Below are 23,102 nucleotides of genomic sequence, written 5' to 3'. Positions count from 1 at the left end.
CACCCGGGGTGACACCGGCACCGTGTCCGCGTTGCGGCATCATCGTCTGCGTGACGACACGACGCCTGATGCTCCTGGACACCGCCTCCCTCTACTACCGCGCCTACTTCGGCGTGCCGGACTCCGTGAAGGCCCCCGACGGCACGCCCGTCAACGCCGTGCGCGGGCTGCTCGACATGATCGGGCGGCTGGTGCAGGACCACCGCCCGGACGACCTGGTGGCCTGCATGGACGCCGACTGGCGGCCGCACTGGCGGGTGGAGCTGATCCCCTCCTACAAGGCGCACCGGGTCGCGGAGGAGACCGAGACCGGCCCGGACGTGGAGGAGACCCCGGACACCCTGCTCCCGCAGGTGCCGATCATCGAGGCGGCGCTGGACGCGTTCGGCATCGCCCGGGTGGGGGTCGCCGGGTACGAGGCGGACGACGTGATCGGCACCCTGACCGGTCACGCCACCGGGCCGGTGGACATCGTCACCGGCGACCGGGACCTCTTCCAGCTGGTGGACGACGCCCGGCAGCGCCGCGTGCTGTACCCGATCAAGGGCGTGGGGACGCTCCAGGTGACCGACGAGGCGTGGCTGCGCGAGAAGTACGGGGTGGACGGCCCCGGCTACGCGGACCTCGCGCTGCTGCGCGGCGACCCGAGCGACGGCCTGCCGGGCGTTCCGGGGATCGGCGAGAAGACGGCCGCGAAGCTGCTGGACGCGTACGGGGACCTGGCCGGGATCATCGCGGCGGCCGGTGACCCGAAGTCCAAGCTGACCCCCACCCAGCGCAAGCGCCTGGACGAGTCCCGCCCGTACCTCGCGGTCGCCCCGAAGGTCGTCCGGGTGGCCTCGGACGTCCCGCTGCCGGCCTTCGACCCGGCCCTTCCCCAGGCTCCCGCTCGACCCGAGATGGTGGACGCGCTCGCCCATCGGTGGGGTCTGGGAGGAGCGATGTCACGTCTGAGCAGCGCGCTGCGCCCATGAGGTGCTAAGTTAGGTAATCCTAAGCTTCGTAAGGCGTAAGGCTTCGTAAGGCGTAAGGGGAGACACCGTGGCAGAAGGACGCGCCCGCACCGTCGGCACCGCAGTCGTGGTAAGCACCGAACGACTGACGCCGCACATGGTCCGCCTCGTGCTGGGCGGCGACGGGCTGGCAGGCTTCGGCGCGGGTGCCCACACGGACCACTACGTGAAACTCCTCTTCGAACCCGAGGGCGTGCGGTACGCCGAGCCGTGGGACCTGGACGTCATCCGCGCGACGCACCTCCGTGAGGCCTGGCCCCGCCAGCGCGCGTACACCGTCCGGGCCTGGGACCCCGCCCGACTGGAACTGACCCTCGACTTCGTGGTCCACGGCGACGAGGGCCTGGCCGGCCCCTGGGCGGCCCGGGTCCAGCCCGGCGAGCTCGTCCACTTCCTCGGCCCCGGCGGCGGCTACGCCCCGGACCCCCGGGCGGCCTGGCACCTCCTCGCCGGCGACGAGAGCGCGCTGCCGGGGATCGCGGCGTCGATGGAGCGGATGCCGCGGGGCGCGCTGGTGCACGCCTTCATCGAGGTCGAGGGCCCGGCGGACGAGCAGGACATCCGCACCCCGGACGGCATCACCCCGGTGTGGCTGCACCGCGGCGACCGCCCGGTGGGCGCGGCCCTGCTGGAAGCCGTCACCACCCTCCACTTCCCCTCCTCGGACGTCCACGCCTTCGTCCACGGCGAGGCGGGCTTCGTGAAGGAACTCCGCCGCCACCTCCGGCTGGAGCGCGGCGTGTCGCGCGAACGGCTGTCGATCTCGGGGTACTGGCGGCTGGGCGAGACGGACGAGGGCTGGCGTGCGATGAAGCGCGACTGGAACGCCACGGTCGAAGCCGAACAGGACGTCCCCACCCCGGCCGCCGCCTGAGCCGCCCCCTTTTTGACGCGCCGCCCTCCTTCTTGACGCGCCGCTCGCGCGGTGCGGCGCCGGGGCGCCTTACCGGCTTCGCGCCGCTGCGCCGGACTCCGTCCGTCGGACGTGGGGCGGGGCCGGTTCGGCCGGTCGCGGCCGGTTACTCGGGTGCGGGTGGGTTGCCGCTGCGCGGAGCGGGTCCCCTACCCGCCCTTCCACCGTTCCCAGGGGCTCCGCCCCTGACCCCGATACCGTGCGCTGCGCGCCCGGTGCGCTCAATCGCCGCGCGGGCTGGATGTGCGCAGCACATCTCAGCCTCGCCGGCGTTTGAGGCGCGGGGGTCTGGGGGCGGAGCCCCCAGGGGGTCCGGGGCGCAGCCCCGGGGAACGGGCGAAGGGTGGGGCGGGGAGCAGCCCGCGCAGCGGCAACCAGCCGCGGCGGCGCGGCCGGCGGGGGGAGCCCGGGCGGCCCGCCAGGGCCGGGCGGCGCCGCGGGAAGCCCGGGCGCACAATGGGCGCATGCGTACGCTCCGCGCAGCCGGACTGGCCGGGGCCGCGGTGCTGCTGGGCATCGCGACCGCCCCCACCGCCGCGCCGACGACGGCGTCGGCGGCGCCCACTCCCCCGCCGCCCCCCGGCCCCCGCATCACCGACGCCGCCGTCACCACCGCCGTGGACCGGCTCGACGCCGTCATCGCGGACGGCATGCGCCGCACCGGCGTCCCCGGCGTCTCCGTGGCCGTCGTACACGACGACGAGATCGTCTACCTCAAGGGCTTCGGCCTGCGCCGCACCGGCGAGAGCGCCAAGGTCGGCCCCGACACGGTCTTCCAGCTGGCCTCCGTCTCCAAGCCGGTCACCTCCACCGTCATCGCCGGCGCCCTGGCCTCCCCCGACGCCTGGGACCGGCCCCTCGCCGGCACCCTCCCCGGCTTCGCCCTCAAGGACCCCTGGGTCACCTCCCACGTCACCCCCGCCGACCTGATCTCGCACCGCAGCGGCCTCCCCGACCACGCCGGGGACCTGCTGGAGGACCTCGGCTACGACCGGTCGTACATCCTCGGCCACCTCCGCGAGGAGCCGCTGACCCCGTTCCGCGCGAGCTACGCGTACACCAACTTCGGGTTCACCGCCGCCGCCGAGGCCGTCGCCCGCGACCACGGCACGAGCTGGCAGAAGCTCAGCGAGGACACCCTCTTCAGGCCCGCCGGGATGACCCGCACCAGCACCGAGTTCGCCGCCTACGCCAAGGCCCCCGACCGCGCCTCGGGCCACGTCAAGACTGCTACCCCGGGAAAAGAGGGGGCCGGCACCTGGAGCCCCCGCTACGTCCGCGACGCCGACGCCCAGTCCCCGGCCGGCGGGGCCAGTTCCACCGCCCGCGACATGTCCCGCTGGCTGCGGCTCCAGCTCGGCAGCGGCCTCCTCGACGGGAAGCGGATCGTCGCCGCCGACGGCCTCGCCCGCACCTGGCTGCCCGAGATCGTCGCCCAGGCCCGGACCCCCCGCGGCACCCCGCAGTTCTACGGGCTCGGCTGGAACGTCAGCTACGACGACGCGGGCCGGCTGCGCCTGAGCCACTCCGGGGGCTTCGAGCTCGGCGCCAACACCAACGTCACCATGCTCCCCCTGGAGCGCCTCGGCATCGTCGTCCTGACGAACGGCTCCCCCGTCGGCCTGGCCGACTCCGTCGCCCTGGACTTCTTCGACATCGCCGAACACGGCAAGCCGACCGCCGACTGGCTGCCGCTCCTCGCCTCCACGTACGAGCGGCTCGACGCCTCGCTCCGGTCCCCGACCGACTACGCCCGTCCCCCGGCCGGGGCCGCGCCCGCGCGTGCCGACTCCGCCTACACCGGGACCTACGAGAACCCCTACTACGGCCCCCTCACCGTCACCGCCGACGCCAAGGGCGGCCTGGTGCTCTCCCTCGGCCCCAAGCCCCTGCGCTTCCCCCTGACCCACTACGACGGCGACACCTTCAGCTTCGAGACCACCGGCGAGAACGCCGTCGGCCGCACCGGGGTGTTCTTCTCCGACGGCCCCGCCGGCACGGTCCGCATCGAGTACCTCGACCAGAACCACCTCGGGACCTTCACCCGCCGATAGCGGCCTACCCTGGTCCCGATGACCCGCAGATCCCACATCCCGCCCGCGCCCCTCCCCCAGCAGGCCGGTATCGACCCGGTCCGGATGCGCCTGCCCCCCGACCACGAGGGCCGCTGGCCCACGCTCGGCGCCTACCTCACCGAGCGGTACGCCGGCACGCGCGGCTCCGAGTCCATGGCCCGGCTGCTCGCCGCCGGCCGGGTGCTGGGCGAAGGCGGGCGGGTGCTGCGGCACGAGGACCCGTACGAGCCGGGCGGCTGGCTCTGGTTCCACCGGGACATGCCGCCCGAGCCGGCCGTGCCCTTCCCGATCGGCGTGGTCCACCGCGACCGGCACCTCCTGGTGGTGGACAAGCCGCACTTCCTGGCGACCACCCCGCGCGGCACCCACGTCACCGAGACCGCCCTGGCCCGGCTGCGCCGGGAGCTGGACCTGCCGGAGCTGAGCCCCGCGCACCGCCTGGACCGGATGACGGCCGGACTGGTGATGTTCAGCATCCGGCCCGAGGACCGCGGCGCGTACCAGCTGCTGTTCCAGCAGCGCCGGGTGCGCAAGGAGTACGAGGCCCTCGCGGCCCACGACCCCTCGCTGGAACTGCCCCGGCTGGTCCGCAGCCACATCGAGAAGACCCGCGGGGTGATGGCGGCGGTCGAGGTGCCCGGCGCCGAGCCGAACGCCGAGAGCCTGGTCGAGCTCACCGGCGTACGGGACGGGCTGGGCCGCTACCGGCTGACCCCCCACACCGGCCGCACCCACCAGCTGCGGGTGCACATGAACTCCCTGGGGCTGCCGATCCTGGGCGATCCCGTCTACCCGGTGGTCGCCGAGGCGGCGGACCCGGCGGACTACCGGCGCCCGCTCCAGCTGCTGGCCCGGACCCTGGCGTTCACCGATCCGGTCACCGGCGTCGAGCACCGGCTGGAGACCGGGCTCACCCTGCGGGCGTGGGAGGACCGGGCGGGCTGGGAGGCGGGCCCGGAGGCGTGAGCCCGGCGATCCGCAGGGCCGCGTCGGCGGCGGCCTCCGCGAAGGCCGCGACGGGGCGCCCCGGATCGGAGCGGCGGACCAGCATGACGCCCTCGATCAGCCCGAAGAGCAGGTCGTTGCGCAGGGCCAGCCCGCCCCGCTCCCGGGCCAGTGCGGCACCGGCGGGGGTGTCGGCGAGCAACGCCCGGTAGCCGTCGCGCAGTTCCCCGCGCATCCGCCGGAACCGCGCCAGCCGCGGCTCCCTCAGCTCGGGCAGCAGGTAGAGGGCGCCCAGGTCGTACGGGCCCCCGCACAGCAGCAGCACGTCCGAGCGGCACAGCTCCCACAGCCGCAGGGCGGCCGGCCGGGCGGTGTCGGCCAGCAGCCGGCGCGCCAGCGCCAGCGAGGGCGCGACCGTGGACTCCAGGAGTTCGGCGAGGAGTTCCTCCTTGCCGCCGAAGTAGTGGTACATCGTGGCCTGGCGCATTCCGGCCCGTTCGGCCACCGCCCGGGTGGTGGTGGCCGCGTACCCCCGGACGGTGAACAGTTCGGCCGCCGCGCAGAGGAGCTCCTCGCGCGGCGGCCGGCCGCTGTCCCGTCTCAGCTGGTCGGCGCGCGGCCGACCGACCCGTCTCGGGCCTTCGCCCGTTCCCCCGCTCATACGCCCGATCGTCGCACAGGACACCGGCGATCGATCATGGCAAGAGGTCAGATCCGGCCATCAGCCGCTTCGGACGAAGCCCCAAAACCGCCTAGCCGACCGAGCTGTAGGCCACTACGCCCCGCAGCAGGGCGTCGACGGCCTTGCGGGCGTTGCGCGCCACCGTGCTCCCGCCCGCCGAGGACGGCGGAGCCGTCGAGGCGGGGGCCGCCTGCGCGATCTGCCCGAGGACGTCGATGACCTGCTTGCACCAGCGCACGAAGTCGCCGGCCGGCATGTCCGCCTCGCGCAGCACCTCGTCCAGGCTCTTGTCGGAGGCCCACTGGTAGGCCGCCCACGCGAAGCCGAGGTCCGGCTCGCGCTGGCCCACGCCCTCCGCCTGGTTGATCCGGTGCTCCTCCTCCAGCGCGTCGAGCCGGCCCCAGATGCGGACCATCTCGCCCAGCGCCGTCTTCGCCGCGCCGTTCGGCACCTTGGGCGGGGCCGCGTCGTCGGACTGCCGCGCCTCGAAGACCAACGCCGAGACGCAGGCGGCCAGTTCGGCGGGGTTCAGGCCCTCCCAGACGCCCTCGCGCAGGCACTCCGAGGCCAGCAGGTCCAGCTCGCCGTAGAGCCGGGCCAGGCGCTTGCCGTGCACGGTGACCTCGTCCTCGCGCAGGTAGTCCAGCTCGGTGAGCAGCGCGTGGATCCGGTCGAAGGTGCGGGCGATGGTGTTCGTCCGGCCCTCGATGCGCCGCTCCAGCTGCTGCGTGTCCCGCTTGAGCCGGTGGTAGCGCTCCGCCCAGCGGGCGTGGTCCTCGCGCTCGTCGCAGCCGTGGCAGGGGTGCGCCCGCAGCTCGGCGCGCAGCCGGGTGATCTCGCGGTCGTCGGCCGCGGCGGCCCGGCCCGGGCGGTGCCGCTTCGGGTCGATGTGGCCGGCCTTGTTGCGCAGCGCCGTCGCCAGGTCCCTGCGGGACTGCGGGGAGCGCGCGTTGAAGGTCTTGGGGATCCGCATCCGGTCGATGGCCTCGACCGGCACCGGGAAGTCGATCGGCGCGAGCCGCTTGACCTGCCGCTCGGCGGTGAGCACCAGCGGGCGCGGGCCCTCGTGGTACTCGTACCCGCGGTGCCCGTTGCTCCGGCCGCCCGGCACGCCCGGGTCCAGGACCAGGGCGAGGCCTGCGAACTTGCCGGTGGGGACGTGGATGACGTCGCCCGGCTTGAGCTTCTCCAGCGAGCTGGCCGCCTGGGCCCGCCGCTGGGCCGCGCCCTGCTTGGCGAGGTCGTTCTCGCGGTCCTTGAGGTCGCGGCGCAGCCGCGCGTACTCCTCGAAGTCGCCGAGGTGGCAGGTCATGCCCTCCCGGTAGCCTTCCAGGCCCTCCTCGTTGCGCTGGACCTGGCGGGAGATCCCGACGACCGAGCGGTCGGCCTGGAACTGCGCGAAGGAGGTCTCCAGCAGTTCGCGGGAGCGGTGCCGGCCGAACTGGGAGACCAGGTTGACGGCCATGTTGTACGAGGGCTTGAAGCTGGAGCGCAGCGGATAGGTGCGGGTGCCGGCGAGACCGGCGAGCTGCACCGGGTCCATGCCTCGCTGCCACAGCACCACCGCGTGGCCCTCGACGTCGATGCCGCGGCGTCCGGCCCGGCCGGTGAGCTGCGTGTACTCGCCGGGGGTGATGTCGGCGTGCTGCTCGCCGTTCCACTTGACGAGCTTCTCCAGGATGACCGTGCGCGCGGGCATGTTGATGCCGAGCGCGAGGGTCTCGGTGGCGAAGACGGCCTTGACGAGGCCGCGTACGAACAGCTCCTCGACGACCTCCTTGAAGGTGGGCAGCATGCCCGCGTGGTGCGCGGCGATGCCCCGCTCCAGGCCTTCGAGCCACTCGTAGTAGCCGAGGACGTGGAGGTCCTCGGCGGGGATGGACGCGGTCCGCTCCTCGACGATCTCGCGGACCTGCAGGCGCGCGGTGTCGTCGTTGAGCCGCAGGCCCGCGTACAGGCACTGCTGGACGGCGGCCTCGCAGCCGGCCCGGCTGAAGATGAAGTTGATGGCGGGCAGCAGGTTGTCGTTGTCGAGGCGGGCGATCACCTCGGGGCGGCCGGGGGTCCAGATCCGGCTGCGGGAGCGGCGTTCGCGCTCGCGGTCGGCCTCGCGGACCATCTTGCCGCGCCGCCGGTCCTTGGGGCTGTAGCTGCGGCTGTTCTCCTCGCGGGCCATGCGCAGCAGGTCGGGGTTGACCTCGCGGCGGGCGGAGCCGCGGCCTCCGTGGTCGGACTCCTCCTCGAAGAGGTCGTAGATCCGCCGGCCGGCCATGACGTGCTGCCACAGCGGTACGGGGCGCTCCTCGGAGACGATGACCTCGGTGTCGCCGCGGACGGTGTCGAGCCAGTCGCCGAACTCCTCCGCGTTGGAGACGGTCGCGGAGAGCGAGACGAGGGTCACCGACTCGGGGAGGTGGATGATCACTTCCTCCCAGACGGCTCCGCGGAACCGGTCGGAGAGGTAGTGCACCTCGTCCATCACGACGTAGCCGAGGCCGCTGAGCGCCTGGGAGCCCGCGTAGAGCATGTTGCGGAGCACCTCGGTGGTCATCACGACCACGGGGGCGTCGCCGTTGACGCTGTTGTCACCGGTCAGCAGGCCCACCTTGGCGGCGCCGTAGCGCTTGACGAGGTCGGCGTACTTCTGGTTGGACAGGGCCTTGATGGGCGTCGTGTAGAAGCACTTGCGGCCCTGCTGGAGGGCGAGGTGCACGGCGAACTCGCCCACGATGGTCTTGCCCGAGCCGGTCGGGGCGGCCACCAGGACGCCCTTGCCGGCCTCCAGTGCCTTACAGGCCTCGATCTGGTACGGGTCCAGGTCGAATTCGTACATCTCGCGGAAGGGGGCCAGGGCGGAGGCCTCTTCGGCGGCGCGGATCCGGGCAGCGGCGTACCGCTCGGCGGGTGAGAGTTCTTCGGTCATCTTGTCTTCGAGCCTACCCGCCGCCTCTGACAACAGTCGCGATCATTTATGTGAGGAGCCGGACCGCCCCGGGGACGCACTCGGCGGTCACCGGAAGGGGGCCCAGCGGCTCCCCGTCGGCGTAGGCGGTCAGGTCCGGGGCTTCGAGGGTGACCCTGGCGGCGCGGTGGACGGTGACCTTGGGGTGGGACAGGTGCGTCCCCTTGTAGACCTGCGGGAACACCTTCAGCAGGGTGCCGCGGCCGCAGTCGCCGACCACGGTGACGTCGAAGAGCCCGTCGTCGGGCTCGGCGTCGGCGCATATGCGCATCCCGCCGCCGTAAGAGGTCCCGTTGCCGACGGCGACGAGGGTGGCCTCCGTCTCGATGACCGGGCCGTCGTCGAGGGTGATCCGGTACGGGAAGGGCCGGAAGGCGGCCAGCTCCAGTGCGATGGCCAGGTCGTACTTGAAGCGGCCCAGCGGCAGCCGGCTGCGGTTGCCGCGGTCGTTGACCCGGGAGTCGAAGCCGGAGCACAGCACGGTCCCGTACCAGGTGCCGGCGACCCGCCCGAGGTCGATCTCCCGGACGCGGCTCTCCTTGAGGGCCCCGGCGGCCAGCCGCCCGGCGCCGGCGGGGTCGCGCACGGGCAGCCCGAGGGAGCGGGCGAAGTCGTTGCCGGTGCCGGCCGCGACCACGCCGAGCGGGACCAGCGTCCCGGCCAGGGCCTGCAGGGCGAGGGAGACCACCCCGTCGCCGCCGACCGCGATCACCGCGCCGGTGCCCTCCCGGACGGCGGCGCGCAGCCGTGCCAAGGCGTCGGCGGCGTCGGTGCCGACGACGGTCCGTACGGAGAAGCCGGCGGCCCGGAGCGCGGAAGCGGCCGGCTGCGCGGCGTGCGCGCCCCGGCCGCGTCCCGCGGTGGGATTGACGAAGAGGGTGATCTCAGCGCTCACCCCCCGGAACCTACCTGTCAGGTGGCGTCGTCGTAACCGTTGATCTGGCGGCGTCCGCCGTCGTCCTGGCCGGGCAGCGCGGAGGCGGACGGGGCGGCTTCCGCCGCGCCGATCGGGGCCGGGGTCAGGTCCAGCTCGGAGGCCTCGTCGTCGTCGAGCCCGGCGTCGGGGTCATTGCGCTTGCGCCTGCGGTCGTTCAGCAGGCAGATGCCGAGGGCGATGAAGTACAGGGCGACGATCGGGGAGGCCAGCGTGAGCATGGTGAGCGGGTCGCCGGTGGGCGTCGCGAAGGCCGAGAAGACCGTGATGCCGAGCACCATGGCGCGCCACCAGCTGCCCAGCCGCTTCGCGGTGAGGACGCCGGTGAAGTTCAGCAGCACCAGCATCAGCGGCAGCTCGAAGGCGAGGCCGAAGACCACGACCATGCGCGTGACCAGGTCGAGGTAGTCGTCGACCGGCAGCAGGTTCTTGACGTGGTCGGGGGTGAAGCCGAGGAGGATCTCCGCCGTCTGCGGCAGGATCTTGTACGCGAGGACGGCGCCGGCGACGAAGAGGGGCGCGCCGACGGCGACGAAGCTCAGCGCGTACTTCTTCTCGTTCTTGTGCAGGCCGGGGGCGGCGAACGCCCACAGCTGGTACAGCCAGACCGGGGCGGAGAACACGATGCCCGCGGACAGGCCGACCTTCAGCGCGATGGAGAAGGGCGCGGTGAGGCCGTTGGTGGTCATCTCGGCGCAGGGGGCGCCGTTGCGCTGGTGCGTGGCGCCGTTGGTGCAGCCCACGGACGACAGCATCGGTTCCAGCAGGAAGTCGATGATCGGCCGGTAGAACCAGGCCGCGACGACCGTGATCACGACGATCGCCAGAACCGACTTCAGCAGCCGGTTCCTCAGCTCACGCAGGTGCTCGACGAGCGGCATCCGCCCTTCGGCGTCCTTCGCCTGCCGGTCCTTTTTCCCCTGCTTGCGGGCAGACTTGAGCAACCCACGTCCCTTGTCTCGTTGCAGATGACTGTCGTGACGGGCGACCGCCGCGCGTCAGCCCTGGGTGGTGCGGTTCGTCTCGTTCACGGGCCGGGCGCTGGTGACGTCACCGGGCGCGGCCTGGATGGTGCGGGGGGCCACGGGCTGCTGCGCGGACTGGTCGGCGGCCGGAGCGGCGTCGGCCTCGGCTTCGCCGTCCTTCTTCATCGCCTTGGCCTCGCTCTTGAGGATGCGGGCCGACTTGCCGAGCGAGCGGGCCATCTCGGGGAGCTTCTTGGCGCCGAACAGCAGCACGATGACAGCGATGATCAGAAGGATCTCAAGGGGCTTCAGATTGCCGATCATGTGTGTCTTCCTTCTCACCGAAACGGCTGGTTGTGGTGGCCTTGGGCGATACCGGACAAAGATCCGGTACCGCTCTGACATGGATCGTAACCCCCGAGGGTTAACGCCCGGCAATCCCCGGGGGTCTCCACGATTGCCTGCCGCACCGACGGTACGGGTCCGGCTCCGCGGTTTCCATATCCAGAGGACTACATGCTCGTGGCGCGACCGCTACGGAGCCGCCGCCCGCCCGGCCCGGGCGAGGTCGGCGGCGGCCCGTTCCAGGTCGCCCGAGGCCTCGGTGATCCGGCGGCTGGCCAGCGCGACCTGCCCGGACAGCCGCCGCACCTCCAGGAAGACCCGCAGGGCGAGGACGGACAGGACGGCGAGCCCGAGGAATCCCAGGGCGATCGCGAGCATCGGCCACAGCATGCCAAGAGCCTATCGCCCGCCCTCACACGCTGCGCAGGGTGCTCACTCCCCCGCCCGTCAGCAGCTCCACGATGCGCTCACCGGCCGGTTTGCGGACGGCCGCCGCGCACTCGGGGCAGGTGAAGGAGTAGAAGGTGGCGCGCCGGCTGCCGCCGATCGCCAGGCGCAGCGCGTCCGCCGCGAGCTCGAAGCGCGCCCGGCACTCGGGACATGCCGCCTTGAACGTGACCGGTACGAGACCTGCTGATCGCGACATCGCTCCCCGCTCCCTCTAGACCTGTTCCCCGTACCCCGCGAGTGCCTCTCCAGCGGCCTTCCGGGCGCTGTCCGCCAGCTCCGGCGGCGACACGATCCGCCCGTCGCGGCCCAGGCGCAGCGCGAGCCGGCGCAGCGACGCCGGGTCGGGGCTGCGCAGCGTGATCCGCAGGCCGCCGTCGGTGAGCTCCTCGGCGCTGTCGTGCGGGTAGTACTCGGCGACCCAGCGTCCGCCGGGGCCCACCTCGACCACCACCTCCGGGTCCTCGGCGGCCGGCTGCACCAGGCCCACCGACAGGTCGCGGGGTTCGATGGCGGGCGGCTCGGCCCGCTCGTCGAGGAGGCGGATCTCGGCGACCCGGTCGAGCCGGAAGGTGCGCCGGGCCTCGGAGAGGTGGCACCACCCCTCCAGGTACGTGTGCCCGACCGCGAAGAGCCGGATCGGGTCGACGGTGCGCTCGGTGAGCTCGTCACGGGCGGGCGAGTAGTAGCGCAGCCAGAGCCGGCGCCGTTCGGAGATGGCCCGGTCGACGTCCGCGAAGACCCCGCCCTCGGACTCGAAGGTCACCGACAGCCGGGAGCTGGCCCCGGCGGCCTCGCCGGCGGCCGCCTCCAGCTTGGCGGTGGCCCGCAGCAGCGCGTCCCGGTCGCTCTCGCGCAGCCCCGGCAGGGTCGCCACCGCCCGGGCGGCGACCAGCAGGGAGGTGGCCTCGTCGGCGGCGAGCCGGAGCGGCTCGGCGGTGGACTCCCCCGAGGCGTCGGCGTTGTGCCACCAGATGCGGTCGCCGTCGGTGTCGATGTCGAGCAGGTCCCCGCCGCGGAAGCTGGTCCCGCACATGGGCAGCACGTCGAGGTCCGAGATCAGCTCGTCCTCGGTGATCCCGAAGGCGCGGGCGACGTCCGCGACGTGCGCGCCCGGGCGCTCGCGCAGGTAGGTCACCAGGGACAGCATCCGGCGGGTCTGGTCGATGGCGTTGGCGGCCATGCTGCTACGTCTCCCCCTCAGGGCGTTGCTGCTGTAGTTGTTCGGGTTCAGCCCTGGGCGACGGCGCGCAGCCGGTCCACCACGTCGGCCCGCAGGTCCGCCGGCCCGACCACGACGACGTCGGGGCCGAACTCCACGAGCCAGGCGTCCAGCCCGTGCCCGTAGGGGATCTCCAGCTCGTCCCAGCCGTCGCCGCCCTCGCGCACGGCGGTGGCCTTGGCCCGCAGCGGATAGCCCGCCCCGGAGCGCAGCCGGATCAGCGCCGACCGCTCGGCGCCCTCGCCGGCCCAGGCCGCCACGGTCTCCCGCACGGTCACCACGTCCGGTACGTCGGCGGTGTACTTCCCGGCCCGGGAGCGGACCTTGCCGGTGATCCGGGAGAGCCGGAAGACCCGCTCCGCCCCGCGGTCGCGGTCGTAGCCGGCCAGGTACCAGTGGCCGCGCCAGCACTCCAGGGCCCACGGCTCCACCTGGCGGGGCTCGGGGCGGGCGGCGTTGGACTTGCGGTACTCGAACACCACCGGCCGCCGGTCGCGGCAGGCCAGCATGAGGGGCTCGAAGGCCGCCTCGTGGACGGGGATCCGCGGTTCGATGGCGCTGTGCTGGCCCTCGTACGGATCACCGGCCTCCGGCATCCCGCCGGCCCGGAGCTTCTGCAGGGCGCCACTGGCCGCCCCGGCCAGCCGGGCCTGCTGCCACACCTTGGCCGCCAGCCCCAGGGCGGCGGCCTCCTCGGCGTCGAGGGAGACGGGCGGCAGCCGGTTGCTGTCCCGGCGGGCCAGGTAGCCCGTCTCGCCCTCCAGGTTCTCCACCGTCTCGATCACCAGACCGAGCTCTCGCAGATCGTCCTTGTCCCGCTCGAACATCCGGTTGAACGACTCGTCGTTCCCCGCTTCGAGGTAGGCCTCGATGGAACCGCGCAGCTCACGCTTGCTGAGGGGACGACGCGTCCCCAGCAGGCACAGCGCCAGGTTCATCAGCCGCTCGGCCTTGGCGATCGCCATCGACGCCCTTCCCCCCACTCTTCGGCACACACTCGTGACCGTTGACCGTACCGCCCCCGCGGTCCCCGGCAAAAGCGAGGGCCCCCGCCTCACGGCAGGGGCCCTCGTCGATCACAGCGGGTGAGATCAGACGCCCATCAGGTCGCAGACGAAGATCAGCGTCTCGCCCGGCTTGATGGCGCCGCCGGCACCCCGGTCGCCGTAGGCGAGGTGGGCCGGGATCGTCAGCTTGCGACGGCCGCCGACCTTCATGCCCTGGACGCCCTGGTCCCAGCCCGGGATGACCTGGCCGATGCCCAGGATGAACTGCAGCGGGGCGCCGCGGTTCCAGGAGGCGTCGAACTCCTCACCGGAGGAGAAGGCCACGCCCACGTAGTGGACGGAGACCTTCTTGCCGGCCTCGGCCACCGGGCCGTCGCCCTCCCAGATGTCCTCGATGACCAGGTCGGTCGGGACCGGACCCTCGGGGAAGTCGATCTCGGGCTTCTCGAGCTCGCGCACGGAACTGCTCCTCATACGTACGAAACGATGTACAACCGGAACAGTCTTACACTGCTCCGACGATGTCGACGACGAAGACGAGGGTGGAGTTGGCCGGCAGGTCCTCACCCTTGGCCTGGTCCTTGTACGCCATCTCCGGCGGGATCACCAGCAGCACGCGGCTGCCGACCTTCTTGCCCACCAGGCCCTTGTCCCAGCCCTCGATGACCTGACCCTGGCCGATCTTCGTCGAGAACGGCTGCCCGGTCTTCCACGAGGTGTCGAACAGCTTCGCCGAGTCCTTGCCCTGGTTCGGGGCCCAGGCCGCACCGCTGTACTGCATGTAGACGGTCTGGCCGTTCTTGACCTCGGGACCCTTGCCCTCGATCAGGACCTTGTCGACCAGCTCCTTCGGCGGGTCGTTCTTCGGGATCGTGATCGTCGCGGCCTTGTCCTCGTCGGCCTTCACCTGCGGCAGGTCGGACGGGATCGGCGCCTGCGTGCCCTCGGCCTTCTTCGGCAGCACGGAGTCCACGTCGAGGACGAACACCAGGTTGTCCTTCGGGCCGACGCCCAGCTGCGGCTGGCCCTGCTCACCGAAGGCCGCCGCCGGCGGGGCCACGACCAGCAGACGGCTGCCGACCTTCTTGCCCAGCACCGCGTCGCTGAACAGCGGCAGGATCTGCGGCGAACCGGCCGGAACGACGAGCGGCTGGCCGTTCTCGTCGTAGGAGCCGCTCAGCTCCTTGCCGCTCTTCCAGACCTTGCCCGTGTACTTCGTGACCACGAGATCGTCCTTCTTGATCTCCGGCCCGGTGCCCTCCTTGAGGGTGTTCACCACGAACTTGCCGCTCGGCTCGCCCTTGGGAACGGTGATCTCCGCCTTCTTGCCGGCCTCGCCGGCGACCGTCGGCATCGGGTCGGCCGACGCCACCGGCTTCGGCACCTCGGTCTTGGGGGCACTGGCCGACGGGGACGCCGAGGACTCCTTCTTCTCGTCGTCGCCCCCTCCGCAGGCCGCGGTGAGCATCAGAGCCGGCACGATGAGCGCGGCAGCAAGTCGGCGTCGCACAATGGTCCTCAGGGTCGCTGGAATGGTCCGTCGTAGCGGCCCACTCTACGGGCTGACCCCTGCGCGACAAGGCGGTGGCGTGCGGGAACCCCGTACGCCACCGCGTACGGGGTCCCCTGCCGGACCGCGTCACATCCCGGCGATGAGCTTCTCCACCCGGTCGTCCACCGACCGGAACGGGTCCTTGCACAGCACCGTGCGCTGCGCCTGGTCATTGAGCTTCAGGTGCACCCAGTCGACCGTGAAGTCCCGCCGCTGCTCCTGCGCCCGGCGGATGAAGTCGCCGCGCAGCCTGGCCCTGGTCGTCTGCGGGGGCACCGACTTGCCCTCGAAGATCTTCAGGTCGTTGCACACCCGCGCCGCCTGCCCCCTGCGCTCCAGCAGGTAGTACAGGCCCCGGCGGCGGTGGATGTCGTGGTACGCGAGGTCTATCTGGGCGACCCGCGGGTTGGACATCGTCATGTTGTTCTTCGCCCGGTACCGCTCGATCAGCTGGTACTTCATCACCCAGTCGATCTCCGTGCTGATCCGGTCCAGGTCCTCCGTCTCGACGGCCTCCAGGGTGCGGCCCCACAGTTCCAGGACCTGCGCCACGACGCCGGTGTTGATGCCCCGCCGGTCGGCGAAGTCGAGGGCCTTGTCGAAGTACTCCCGCTGGATCTCCAGCGCCGAGGCCTCCCGGCCGGAGGCCAGGCGCACCTTGCGCTGGCCCGTGATGTCGTGGCTGACCTCCCGGATCGCCCGGATCGGGTTCTCCAGGGTCAGGTCCCGCATCACCGTCCCCGCCTCGATCATGCGCAGGACGAGGTCGGTGGCGCCCACCTTGAGCAGCATCGTCGTCTCGGACATGTTCGAGTCGCCGACGATGACGTGCAGCCTGCGGTAGCGCTCCGCGTCGGCGTGCGGCTCGTCGCGGGTGTTGATGATCGGACGGGAACGGGTCGTGGCGGAGCTGACGCCCTCCCAGATGTGCTCGGCCCGCTGGCTGACGCAGTAGACCGCGCCCCTGGGCGTCTGCAGCACCTTGCCCGCGCCGCAGATCAGCTGCCGCGTGACGAGGAACGGAATCAGGATGTCCGCCAGGCGGGAGAATTCTCCGTGCCGGGCCACGAGATAGTTCTCGTGGCAGCCGTACGAATTGCCCGCCGAGTCGGTGTTGTTCTTGAAGAGGTAGACGTCGCCCGCGATTCCCTCCTCGTGCAGGCGGCGTTCGGCGTCGACGAGCAGGCCTTCGAGAATGCGCTCGCCCGCCTTGTCGTGAGTGACCAGTTCGGTCAGGTTGTCGCATTCCGGTGTTGCATATTCCGGATGCGAACCCACGTCGAGGTAGAGGCGGGCGCCGTTCCGCAGGAAGACATTGCTGCTGCGGCCCCATGACACGACACGGCGGAAGAGGTAGCGCGCCACTTCGTCAGGAGACAGTCGGCGCTGTCCCCTGAACGTGCACGTGACGCCGTACTCGTTCTCCAGCCCGAAAATGCGGCGGTCCATGACTGAACATTACGCCTTCCGCACACTTCTGAAACCGAGTTCGAGAACGGCGTTCCGGTCAGTTCTTGATCAACGGCTCCCGGGCGGGCTCCGCCGCACCCTCCGCCGACCCCGCCACCGCCCGGCTGCGGCCCGTACCGGCCATCGCCCGCTGAGTCAGCATCAGCACCAGCAGCGCCGCCGCGCCTCCACCGCAGGCCACCGCGAAACCGGCCGCCACACCGCCCTGTTCCAGCGCCGGACCCGTCGCCGCCGTACCGATGGCCGCGCCGACGCCGAAGAAGGTCACCAGCCAGGAGAAGGCTTCCGTCACCGTGCCCGTCGGCGCGTGCCGGTCCACCACGATGAACGCGCACGCCAGCGAAGGCGCCAGGAACACGCCCGCCAGCGCCGCCAGCGCCGTCATCGCCACCGGACCCACGTCCAGCAGCAGCGGCAGGTAGCAGACGGCCAGCAGCGCCACCAGCAGCCGCAGCCGCCGCTCCGGGGCCCCGGCCCACTGCCGCGCCCCGTAGAACACGCCGCCGACCAGCGCGCCCAGACCCAGCGCCGCCATCAGCCAGCCGTACACCGCCTGGCCGCCGTTCTCGTCGGCGTACGCCACCGCCGCCACCGCGATCGAGCCCAGCGCCATGCCGACGAAGAAGAACGCACCCAGCAGCGCCAGCAGCCCGCGCGAGCGCAGCGCGCCCAGCCAGTGCGCCTCGCGCGGCGCGGAGCGCCAGGTCCGCGAGGGCTCCGAGAGCACCACCATCAGCACGCCGAGCAGACCGACGCCGTTCAGCACGAGCAGCGCCACCGCCGGGGACCACAGCGCCACGCACAGGGTGACCAGCAGCGGCCCGACCGTGTACATGATCTCCTGGGCCACCGCGTCCATCGCGTACGCCGCGTGCACCCGCTCCTCGCGGCCGCCGAGCACCCCCGGCCACAGCGCCCGCAGGCCGCCCTCCAGCGGCGGGGTGAAGAGGCCTGAGAGCACCATCGCGGAGTACGCGGCGCCCACCGAGTCCGTGCCGGCCAGCGCCAGCCAGACCATGCCCGCCGCCGACACCAGCGCCGCGGGCAGCTGCACGCGCGGCTGCCCGTACAGGTCCACCGCCCGGCCCAGCAGCGGCTGGCCGACGGCGTTGGCGAGGCCGTACACGGCCGCCAGCGCGCCCGCCAGGCTGTAGCTGCCGCCCTGGTCCCGGACGAAGAGGACGATCGCGATCGCCGCCGTGGCGTTCGGCAGCCGGCCTATCAGGGTGCCCGCCAGCAGCCTGGCGGCGTACCTGGTCCTGAGCAGCTCCGCGTAACCCGCGGCCATGACCGCCCCCTTCTGCCCGGATCATCGCCCGGGGTAATACGTATAACGAGACAGGTCATACGTACCATGGCGGCAGACACGGGGTCCACCCGGCGAACCAACCGAACCCGCCCCACCTCGCATTTCAGGAGCTGCCTGTGACGAGACCCACCAGCCGCGACGTCGCCACCGCCGCCGGGGTCTCCCAGGCCACCGTCTCCCTCGTCCTCGGCGACAAATGGCGCGGCCGCGTCTCCGAACGCACCGCCGCCCTCGTCCGCGAAGCCGCCACCACCCTCGGCTACCGCCCCAACCTCGCCGCCCGCAACCTCCGCCTCGGCAGCACCCGCACCGCCCTCCTCGTCGTCCCCGCCCTCACCAACGAGTTCTTCGCCCGCGTCTACACCGGCGCCGCCCGCGTCGCCGCAGAACACGGCTTCGGCGTCGTCCTCTACCCCTCCCCCGAAGGCACCGGCCCCGCCCGCGACCCCTTCGCCTCCGCCCGCGCCGCCCTCGACGGCGTCATCGCCTCCTCCATGGCCACCGACGCCCTCGAAGCCCTCGGCGGCGACGGCCTCCCCCTCGTCATGCTCGACAGCGACCCCGCCTCCGGCCGCGCCGCCGCCCACGTCAACCTCGCCATCACCGACGGCATGCGCCAGGTCACCGAACACCTCCTCGGCCTCGGCCACCGCCGCTTCCTCCACCTCGCCGCCGACGTCGACTCCTGGACCTTCGACATCCGCGCCGACGCCCTCGCCGCCCTCCTGCGCCCCCATGCCACCCTGCGCGGCGCCCGGGCCGCGCTCACCGTCGACGCCGCCCGGGAGGCCGCCGGGACCGCCCTGGCCGACCCCCGGGACCGGCCCACCGCCGTCGTCTGCGACGACGACATCCTCGCCGCCGGCGTCTGCAAGGCCGCCCGCCGCCTGGGCCTGCGCGTCCCCGAGGACCTCTCCGTCACCGGCGTCGACGACCTCGCCCTCGCCACCGCCGTGGAACCCGAGCTCACCACCGTCGCCCTGCCCGCCGAGCGCGTCGGCGAACAGGGCATGACCGCCCTCCTCGCCGTCCTCGACGGCACCCCCTGGACCGCCCCCGACATCCCCGTCGCCCTCACCGTCCGCGACTCCACGGGCCCCGCCCCGGCGCCCTGAAACGCACGTGGGCCCCGGCCCGACCCCCACAGGGAATCGGACCGGGGCCCACGCACCACACGGCCTGCTCGGACCTACTCGGCGTCGTCCTCCGACACCTCGTCGTTCGAGACGGCATCCGCCTGGGCCGCCGCCGGAACGTCCGCCTCCAGCAGCCGCGCCAGCTGCCGGCCCCGGATCCGCTTGAACTTGCGCTGCTGCGACCGCGTCCGGTCCAGCACCGCGACCTCCAGCCGCTCCGCCGGAATGGTCTTGTCCGCACCGTTCGCCTGGCTCGACAGCGCCTGCACCGCCAGCTTCAGCGCGTCGGGCAGGGTCATCCCATCCTGGTGGCGCTGGTCGAGGTAGGTGCTGATCTGCTCGGCGTTGCCGCCGACCGCGACCGAGCCGTGCTCGTCCACGATCGAGCCGTCGTGCGGCAGCCGGTAGATCTGGTCCCCGGCGGCCGTCGCACCGACCTCGGCGACGACCAGCTCCACCTCGTACGGCTTCTCACCGGCCGAGGAGAAGATGGTGCCGAGCGTCTGCGCGTACACGTTCGCCAGACCGCGCGCCGTCACGTCGTCACGGTCGTAGGTGTACCCGCGCAGATCGGCGTAGCGCACGCCGCCGATCCGCAGGTTCTCGTACTCGTTGTACTTGCCGGCGGCCGCGAAGCCGATCCGGTCGTAGATCTCGCTGAACTTGTGCAGCGCACGGGACGGGTTCTCGCCGACGAACACGATGCCGTCGGCGTACTGCAGCACGACGAGGCTGCGGCCGCGGGCGATGCCCTTCCGGGCGTATTCCGCCCGGTCGGCCATGGCCTGCTGGGGTGACACATAGAACGGAGTCGACACCGGTTATCCGTCCCTTTCTTCTGGGCGACGAGACGAGGACTGGTCAGAGCAGGGCGGCACGCGGTCCGTCGGGCTCCTGGAGCCGACGGTCCGTCACCTTGCGGGCGAGCGCCTGCGACTCGTCCTCGTCCAGCCTGCGGAAGCCCTCGTCGGTGATGACGGTGACGATGGGGTAGATGTGGCGGTACAGGTCCGGGCCGCCGGTCGCCGAGTCGTCGTCGGCGGCGTCGTACAGCGCCTGCACGACCAGCGTGGTGGCCTGCTCCTCCGACAGGTCGGGGCGGTACAGCTTCTTCATCGAACCCCGGGCGAAGATCGAACCGGAACCGGTGGCGGCGTAGCCGTGCTCCTCGGAGCGGCCGCCGGTCACGTCGTAGGAGAAGATCCGGCCCTTCTCCTTGGCCTCGTCGTAGCCCGCGAAGAGCGGCACGACGGCGAGACCCTGCATGGCCATCCCCAGATTGCTCCGGATCATGGTCGAGAGCCGGTTCGCCTTGCCCTCCAGCGAAAGGGTCGCCCCCTCCACCTTCTCGAAGTGCTCCAGCTCCAGCTGGAACAGCTTGACCATCTCCACGGCCAGGCCGGCCGTACCGGCGATGCCGACCGCGGAGTACTCGTCGGCCGGGAACACCTTCTCGATGTCCCGCTGCGCGATCATGTTCCCCATGGTCGCCCGCCGGTCACCGGCGAGCACGACCCCGCCGGGGAAGGTGGCGGCGACGATGGTCGTCCCGTGCGGCGCCTCGACGATCCCCTCGGGAAGCTTCCGGTTCCCCGGCAGCATCTCGGGCGCATGCGCGCCCAGGAAGTCCATGAAGGACGACGACCCCGGCGTCAGGAAGGCTGCCGGTAGACGCCCTGTGCTACGAGTGTTGGGTTCCACAGGTTTCCTTCCACGTAAGCGGCTGCACGCCGTATGACGTCCCGCCGATCCTTGTACTGCCCCATGGCTGCGCGGCAGCCGGACGGTGCGCCTCGGACCATACCCGTCTGATGATCACCAAGGCAGTCGAGCCTTCGATTCGAAGGCCGAAGGGGCCTACTGGCCACCCTTTTGCACGAAGGACCGCACGAAGTCCTCGGCATTCTCCTCGAGCACGTCGTCGATCTCGTCCAGCACGGAGTCGACGTCGTCGGAGAGCTTCTCCTGCCGCTCCTTGAGGTCGGACTGCGCTTCCGCGGCCTGCTCCTCGACCTCCTCGGTCGAGCGAGTGGCCTTCTGCTGTCCGCCGCCGGTGTCCTTGGTCGCCATGTCTACCTCACCCCGCTCGGTTCGCACGCTCACACGGAGAGACCCCGGGATTCGGGACCTCTCAAGATCAGACCCTACGTCGGACCCTACAAGGAGGGTCCGGTATTCGTCCCCGTACTTTCACAACGTCCGGGTTCCTTCATGATTCCCGGACCGGAGGCCTTTCAGGCCCCGAAGGCGCCACTCACTGTCCCGAAAGCACCCGGACCAGGTCCTCCGCCGTGCGGCAGCGGTCCAGGAGCTCCTTGACGTGGTTGCGGGTCCCCCGGAGGGGTTCCATGGTCGGGACCCGCTGGAGGGAGTCGCGGCCCGGGAGGTCGAAGATCACCGAGTCCCAGGAGGCCGCCGCGACGTCGTCCGCGTACTGCTCCAGGCAGCGGCCGCGGAAGTAGGCGCGGGTGTCCTCCGGGGGCTTGCCCTCGGCCCGCTCCACGGCCGGCTCCTCCAGCAGCCGCTTCATCTTGCCGCGGGCGACCAGGCGGTTGTACAGGCCCTTCTCGGGCCGCACGTCCGAGTACTGGAGGTCCACGAGGTGCAGGCGCGCCGCGTCCCAGCCCAGTCCGTCACGGCGGCGGTAGCCCTCCAGGATCTCCCGCTTGGCGATCCAGTCGAGCTCCCCCGCCAGGCTCATCGGGTCGGTCTCCAGCCGGCCCAGTACGTCCTCCCAGCGGGTCAGGACGTCCTTGGTCTGCTCGTCCGCGTCAGTCCCGAACCGCTCGTCCACGTACTTCCTGGCCAGCTCGAAGTACTCCATCTGGAGCTGCACGGCGGTCAGGGTGCGCCCGCTGCGCAGCGTGATGAGGTGCTGGAGGTCCGGGTCGTGGGAGACCTGGTGGAGGGTGCGGACGGGCTGGTCCACGGCGAGGTCGACGTTGATGAAGCCGTCCTCGATCATGGACAGGACGAGCGCGGTCGTGCCCAGCTTGAGGTACGTGGAGATCTCGGAGAGGTTCGCGTCGCCGATGATCACGTGGAGGCGGCGGTACTTCTCGGCGTCCGAGTGGGGTTCGTCGCGGGTGTTGATGATGGGCCGCTTGAGGGTGGTCTCCAGCCCGACCTCGACCTCGAAGTAGTCCGCCCGCTGGCTGATCTGGAAGCCGTGCTCGCGGCCGTCCTGGCCGATGCCGACGCGGCCGGCTCCGGTGACGACCTGGCGGGAGACGAAGAAGGGGGTCAGGTGGCGCACGATGTCCGAGAAGGGGGTCTCCCGCTTCATCAGGTAGTTCTCGTGCGTGCCGTAGGAGGCGCCCTTGTTGTCGGTGTTGTTCTTGTAGAGGTGGATCGGCTGGGCACCGGGCAGCTGGGCGGCCCGCTCGGCGGCCTCGGCCATGATCCGCTCGCCGGCCTTGTCCCAGAGCACGGCGTCGAGGGGGTTGGTGACCTCGGGCGAGCTGTACTCGGGGTGGGCGTGGTCGACGTAGAGGCGCGCGCCGTTCGTGAGGATGACGTTGGCGAGGCCGATGTCCTCGTCGGTCAGCTGGCTGCTGTCGGCGGCCTCGCGGGCGAGGTCGAAGCCGCGGGCGTCCCGCAGCGGATTCTCCTCCTCGAAATCCCAGCGGGCGCGTCGCGCCCGGTGCATCGCCGCCGCGTATGCGTTGACGATCTGGGACGAGGTGAGCATGGCATTGGCGTTCGGGTGCCCCGGAACGGAGATCCCGTACTCCGTTTCGATCCCCATTACTCGCCGTACGGTCATGCGGCCCTCCTTGCCCGGCGGCGCTCCCGTTCGGGAGCGGCGCTCAAGTACCGCTGGTGCTCCGGTGCGTCGTGTGCGGTGCCCGTCCCCGCACTGCGCGACCGGCGGTACGGAAGAGCCTAGAACCACTCCGCGCTGGTGGGGAGATCATTTCAGTCATTGAATTCGCCTCGTCACCGGCTGAAAAGGGCGGGCCCGAGGCCGGCGGCGAATGCGGGGCGGTAAAGCAGTCGGCCGGGGGGGGGGGGGGGGGGGGGGGGGGGGGGGGGGGGGGGGGGGAGGGGGGGGGGTGGGGGGGGGGGGGGGGGGGGGGGGGGGGGGGGGGGGGGGGGGGGGGGGGGGGGGGGGGGGGGGGTGGG

The 23,102-nt window shown here is 72.0% G+C and carries 22 protein-coding genes; 5 read left to right on the top strand and 17 right to left on the bottom strand.

Annotation, left to right across the window (positions count from 1 at the left end; genetic code table 11):
• The first annotated feature begins 68 nt into the window (after positions 1-68).
• The 4 genes from AC07A6_RS36775 to AC07A6_RS36760 all read left to right on the top strand — a co-directional run bounded on the left by AC07A6_RS36775 (position 69) and on the right by AC07A6_RS36760 (position 4,967).
• Positions 69-974 carry a 5'-3' exonuclease gene (locus AC07A6_RS36775; RefSeq protein WP_362474131.1) on the top strand — a complete coding sequence of 302 codons (906 nt, stop codon included), beginning with the start codon at positions 69-71 and terminating at the stop codon, positions 972-974.
• Positions 975-1,041: 67 nt separating this feature from the next.
• Positions 1,042-1,887 (top strand): siderophore-interacting protein, encoded by an 846-nt coding sequence (locus tag AC07A6_RS36770; RefSeq protein ID WP_362474112.1) that lies wholly within the window; start codon positions 1,042-1,044, stop codon positions 1,885-1,887.
• 503 nt (positions 1,888-2,390) lie between these two features.
• The gene (locus AC07A6_RS36765) at positions 2,391-3,980 is read left to right on the top strand and encodes a serine hydrolase (RefSeq protein ID WP_478780015.1); all 1,590 of its coding nucleotides are present in this window, start codon (positions 2,391-2,393) and stop codon (positions 3,978-3,980) included.
• 18 nt (positions 3,981-3,998) lie between these two features.
• A complete protein-coding gene (locus AC07A6_RS36760; protein WP_362472136.1) occupies positions 3,999-4,967 on the top strand; it encodes a pseudouridine synthase in 969 nt (322 codons plus the stop codon).
• Here the strand turns inward: AC07A6_RS36760 and AC07A6_RS36755 are convergent.
• The 13 genes from AC07A6_RS36755 to AC07A6_RS36695 form a co-directional block, all read right to left on the bottom strand.
• Positions 4,912-5,607, bottom strand: a complete 696-nt coding sequence (locus tag AC07A6_RS36755) for a TetR/AcrR family transcriptional regulator (RefSeq protein ID WP_362472133.1) — start codon at positions 5,605-5,607, stop codon at positions 4,912-4,914. The two genes, AC07A6_RS36760 and AC07A6_RS36755, sit on opposite strands and share 56 nt — an antisense overlap.
• Before the next feature lie 91 nt (positions 5,608-5,698).
• Complete coding sequence (locus tag AC07A6_RS36750) at positions 5,699-8,551, bottom strand: DEAD/DEAH box helicase (protein WP_478780014.1); 2,853 nt, start codon at positions 8,549-8,551, stop codon at positions 5,699-5,701.
• 46 nt (positions 8,552-8,597) lie between these two features.
• Complete coding sequence (locus tag AC07A6_RS36745) at positions 8,598-9,485, bottom strand: diacylglycerol kinase (protein WP_478780013.1); 888 nt, start codon at positions 9,483-9,485, stop codon at positions 8,598-8,600.
• A gap of 17 nt (positions 9,486-9,502) precedes the next feature.
• Positions 9,503-10,468, bottom strand: a complete 966-nt coding sequence (tatC, locus tag AC07A6_RS36740; protein ID WP_362472123.1) for a twin-arginine translocase subunit TatC — start codon at positions 10,466-10,468, stop codon at positions 9,503-9,505.
• Positions 10,469-10,522: 54 nt separating this feature from the next.
• On the bottom strand, positions 10,523-10,813 hold the full coding sequence (gene tatA / locus AC07A6_RS36735) for a Sec-independent protein translocase subunit TatA (RefSeq protein WP_386272847.1): 291 nt from the start codon (positions 10,811-10,813) through the stop codon (positions 10,523-10,525).
• Between the two features lie 210 nt (positions 10,814-11,023).
• The gene (locus AC07A6_RS36730; protein ID WP_362472120.1) at positions 11,024-11,224 is read right to left on the bottom strand and encodes a hypothetical protein; all 201 of its coding nucleotides are present in this window, start codon (positions 11,222-11,224) and stop codon (positions 11,024-11,026) included.
• Between the two features lie 22 nt (positions 11,225-11,246).
• Positions 11,247-11,480 (bottom strand): CpXC domain-containing protein, encoded by a 234-nt coding sequence (locus AC07A6_RS36725; RefSeq protein WP_007263172.1) that lies wholly within the window; start codon positions 11,478-11,480, stop codon positions 11,247-11,249.
• Between the two features lie 15 nt (positions 11,481-11,495).
• Positions 11,496-12,464: a helix-turn-helix transcriptional regulator gene (locus tag AC07A6_RS36720; protein ID WP_125600214.1), complete on the bottom strand. Its 969-nt coding sequence runs from the start codon at positions 12,462-12,464 to the stop codon at positions 11,496-11,498.
• 47 nt (positions 12,465-12,511) lie between these two features.
• Positions 12,512-13,468, bottom strand: coding sequence for a helix-turn-helix transcriptional regulator (locus tag AC07A6_RS36715; protein WP_385762278.1), 957 nt, complete (start codon positions 13,466-13,468; stop codon positions 12,512-12,514).
• Positions 13,469-13,594: 126 nt separating this feature from the next.
• Positions 13,595-13,984 (bottom strand): FKBP-type peptidyl-prolyl cis-trans isomerase, encoded by a 390-nt coding sequence (locus tag AC07A6_RS36710; protein ID WP_401252199.1) that lies wholly within the window; start codon positions 13,982-13,984, stop codon positions 13,595-13,597.
• Between the two features lie 31 nt (positions 13,985-14,015).
• Positions 14,016-15,020 carry an FKBP-type peptidyl-prolyl cis-trans isomerase gene (locus AC07A6_RS36705; RefSeq protein ID WP_362472109.1) on the bottom strand — a complete coding sequence of 335 codons (1,005 nt, stop codon included), beginning with the start codon at positions 15,018-15,020 and terminating at the stop codon, positions 14,016-14,018.
• 129 nt (positions 15,021-15,149) lie between these two features.
• Complete coding sequence (gene pafA / locus AC07A6_RS36700) at positions 15,150-16,511, bottom strand: Pup--protein ligase (protein WP_478780012.1); 1,362 nt, start codon at positions 16,509-16,511, stop codon at positions 15,150-15,152.
• Positions 16,512-16,569: 58 nt separating this feature from the next.
• Positions 16,570-17,820: an MFS transporter gene (locus tag AC07A6_RS36695; protein WP_362472103.1), complete on the bottom strand. Its 1,251-nt coding sequence runs from the start codon at positions 17,818-17,820 to the stop codon at positions 16,570-16,572.
• 137 nt (positions 17,821-17,957) lie between these two features.
• On the opposite strand from AC07A6_RS36695, the gene AC07A6_RS36690 reads away from it, so the two are divergent.
• Positions 17,958-18,956, top strand: coding sequence for a LacI family DNA-binding transcriptional regulator (locus tag AC07A6_RS36690; RefSeq protein WP_478780011.1), 999 nt, complete (start codon positions 17,958-17,960; stop codon positions 18,954-18,956).
• Between the two features lie 74 nt (positions 18,957-19,030).
• Here AC07A6_RS36690 and prcA read toward each other — a convergent pair whose 3' ends face one another.
• From prcA to dop, 4 genes are all read right to left on the bottom strand, one after another.
• Positions 19,031-19,795, bottom strand: coding sequence for a proteasome subunit alpha (gene prcA, locus AC07A6_RS36685; RefSeq protein ID WP_362472096.1), 765 nt, complete (start codon positions 19,793-19,795; stop codon positions 19,031-19,033).
• A 43-nt stretch (positions 19,796-19,838) separates the two neighbouring features.
• Complete coding sequence (gene prcB, locus AC07A6_RS36680; RefSeq protein WP_125816224.1) at positions 19,839-20,678, bottom strand: proteasome subunit beta; 840 nt, start codon at positions 20,676-20,678, stop codon at positions 19,839-19,841.
• 156 nt (positions 20,679-20,834) lie between these two features.
• Positions 20,835-21,047 carry a ubiquitin-like protein Pup gene (locus AC07A6_RS36675; RefSeq protein ID WP_042803062.1) on the bottom strand — a complete coding sequence of 71 codons (213 nt, stop codon included), beginning with the start codon at positions 21,045-21,047 and terminating at the stop codon, positions 20,835-20,837.
• A gap of 184 nt (positions 21,048-21,231) precedes the next feature.
• Positions 21,232-22,743: a depupylase/deamidase Dop gene (dop, locus tag AC07A6_RS36670; RefSeq protein WP_362472091.1), complete on the bottom strand. Its 1,512-nt coding sequence runs from the start codon at positions 22,741-22,743 to the stop codon at positions 21,232-21,234.
• Between the last annotated feature and the right edge of the window lie 359 nt (positions 22,744-23,102).

This window comes from Streptomyces sp. NPDC044002, assembly GCF_056434525.1.
The sequence above is the reverse complement of the archived record's forward strand: the minus strand, read 5'-3'. Positions and strand labels throughout refer to the sequence as shown.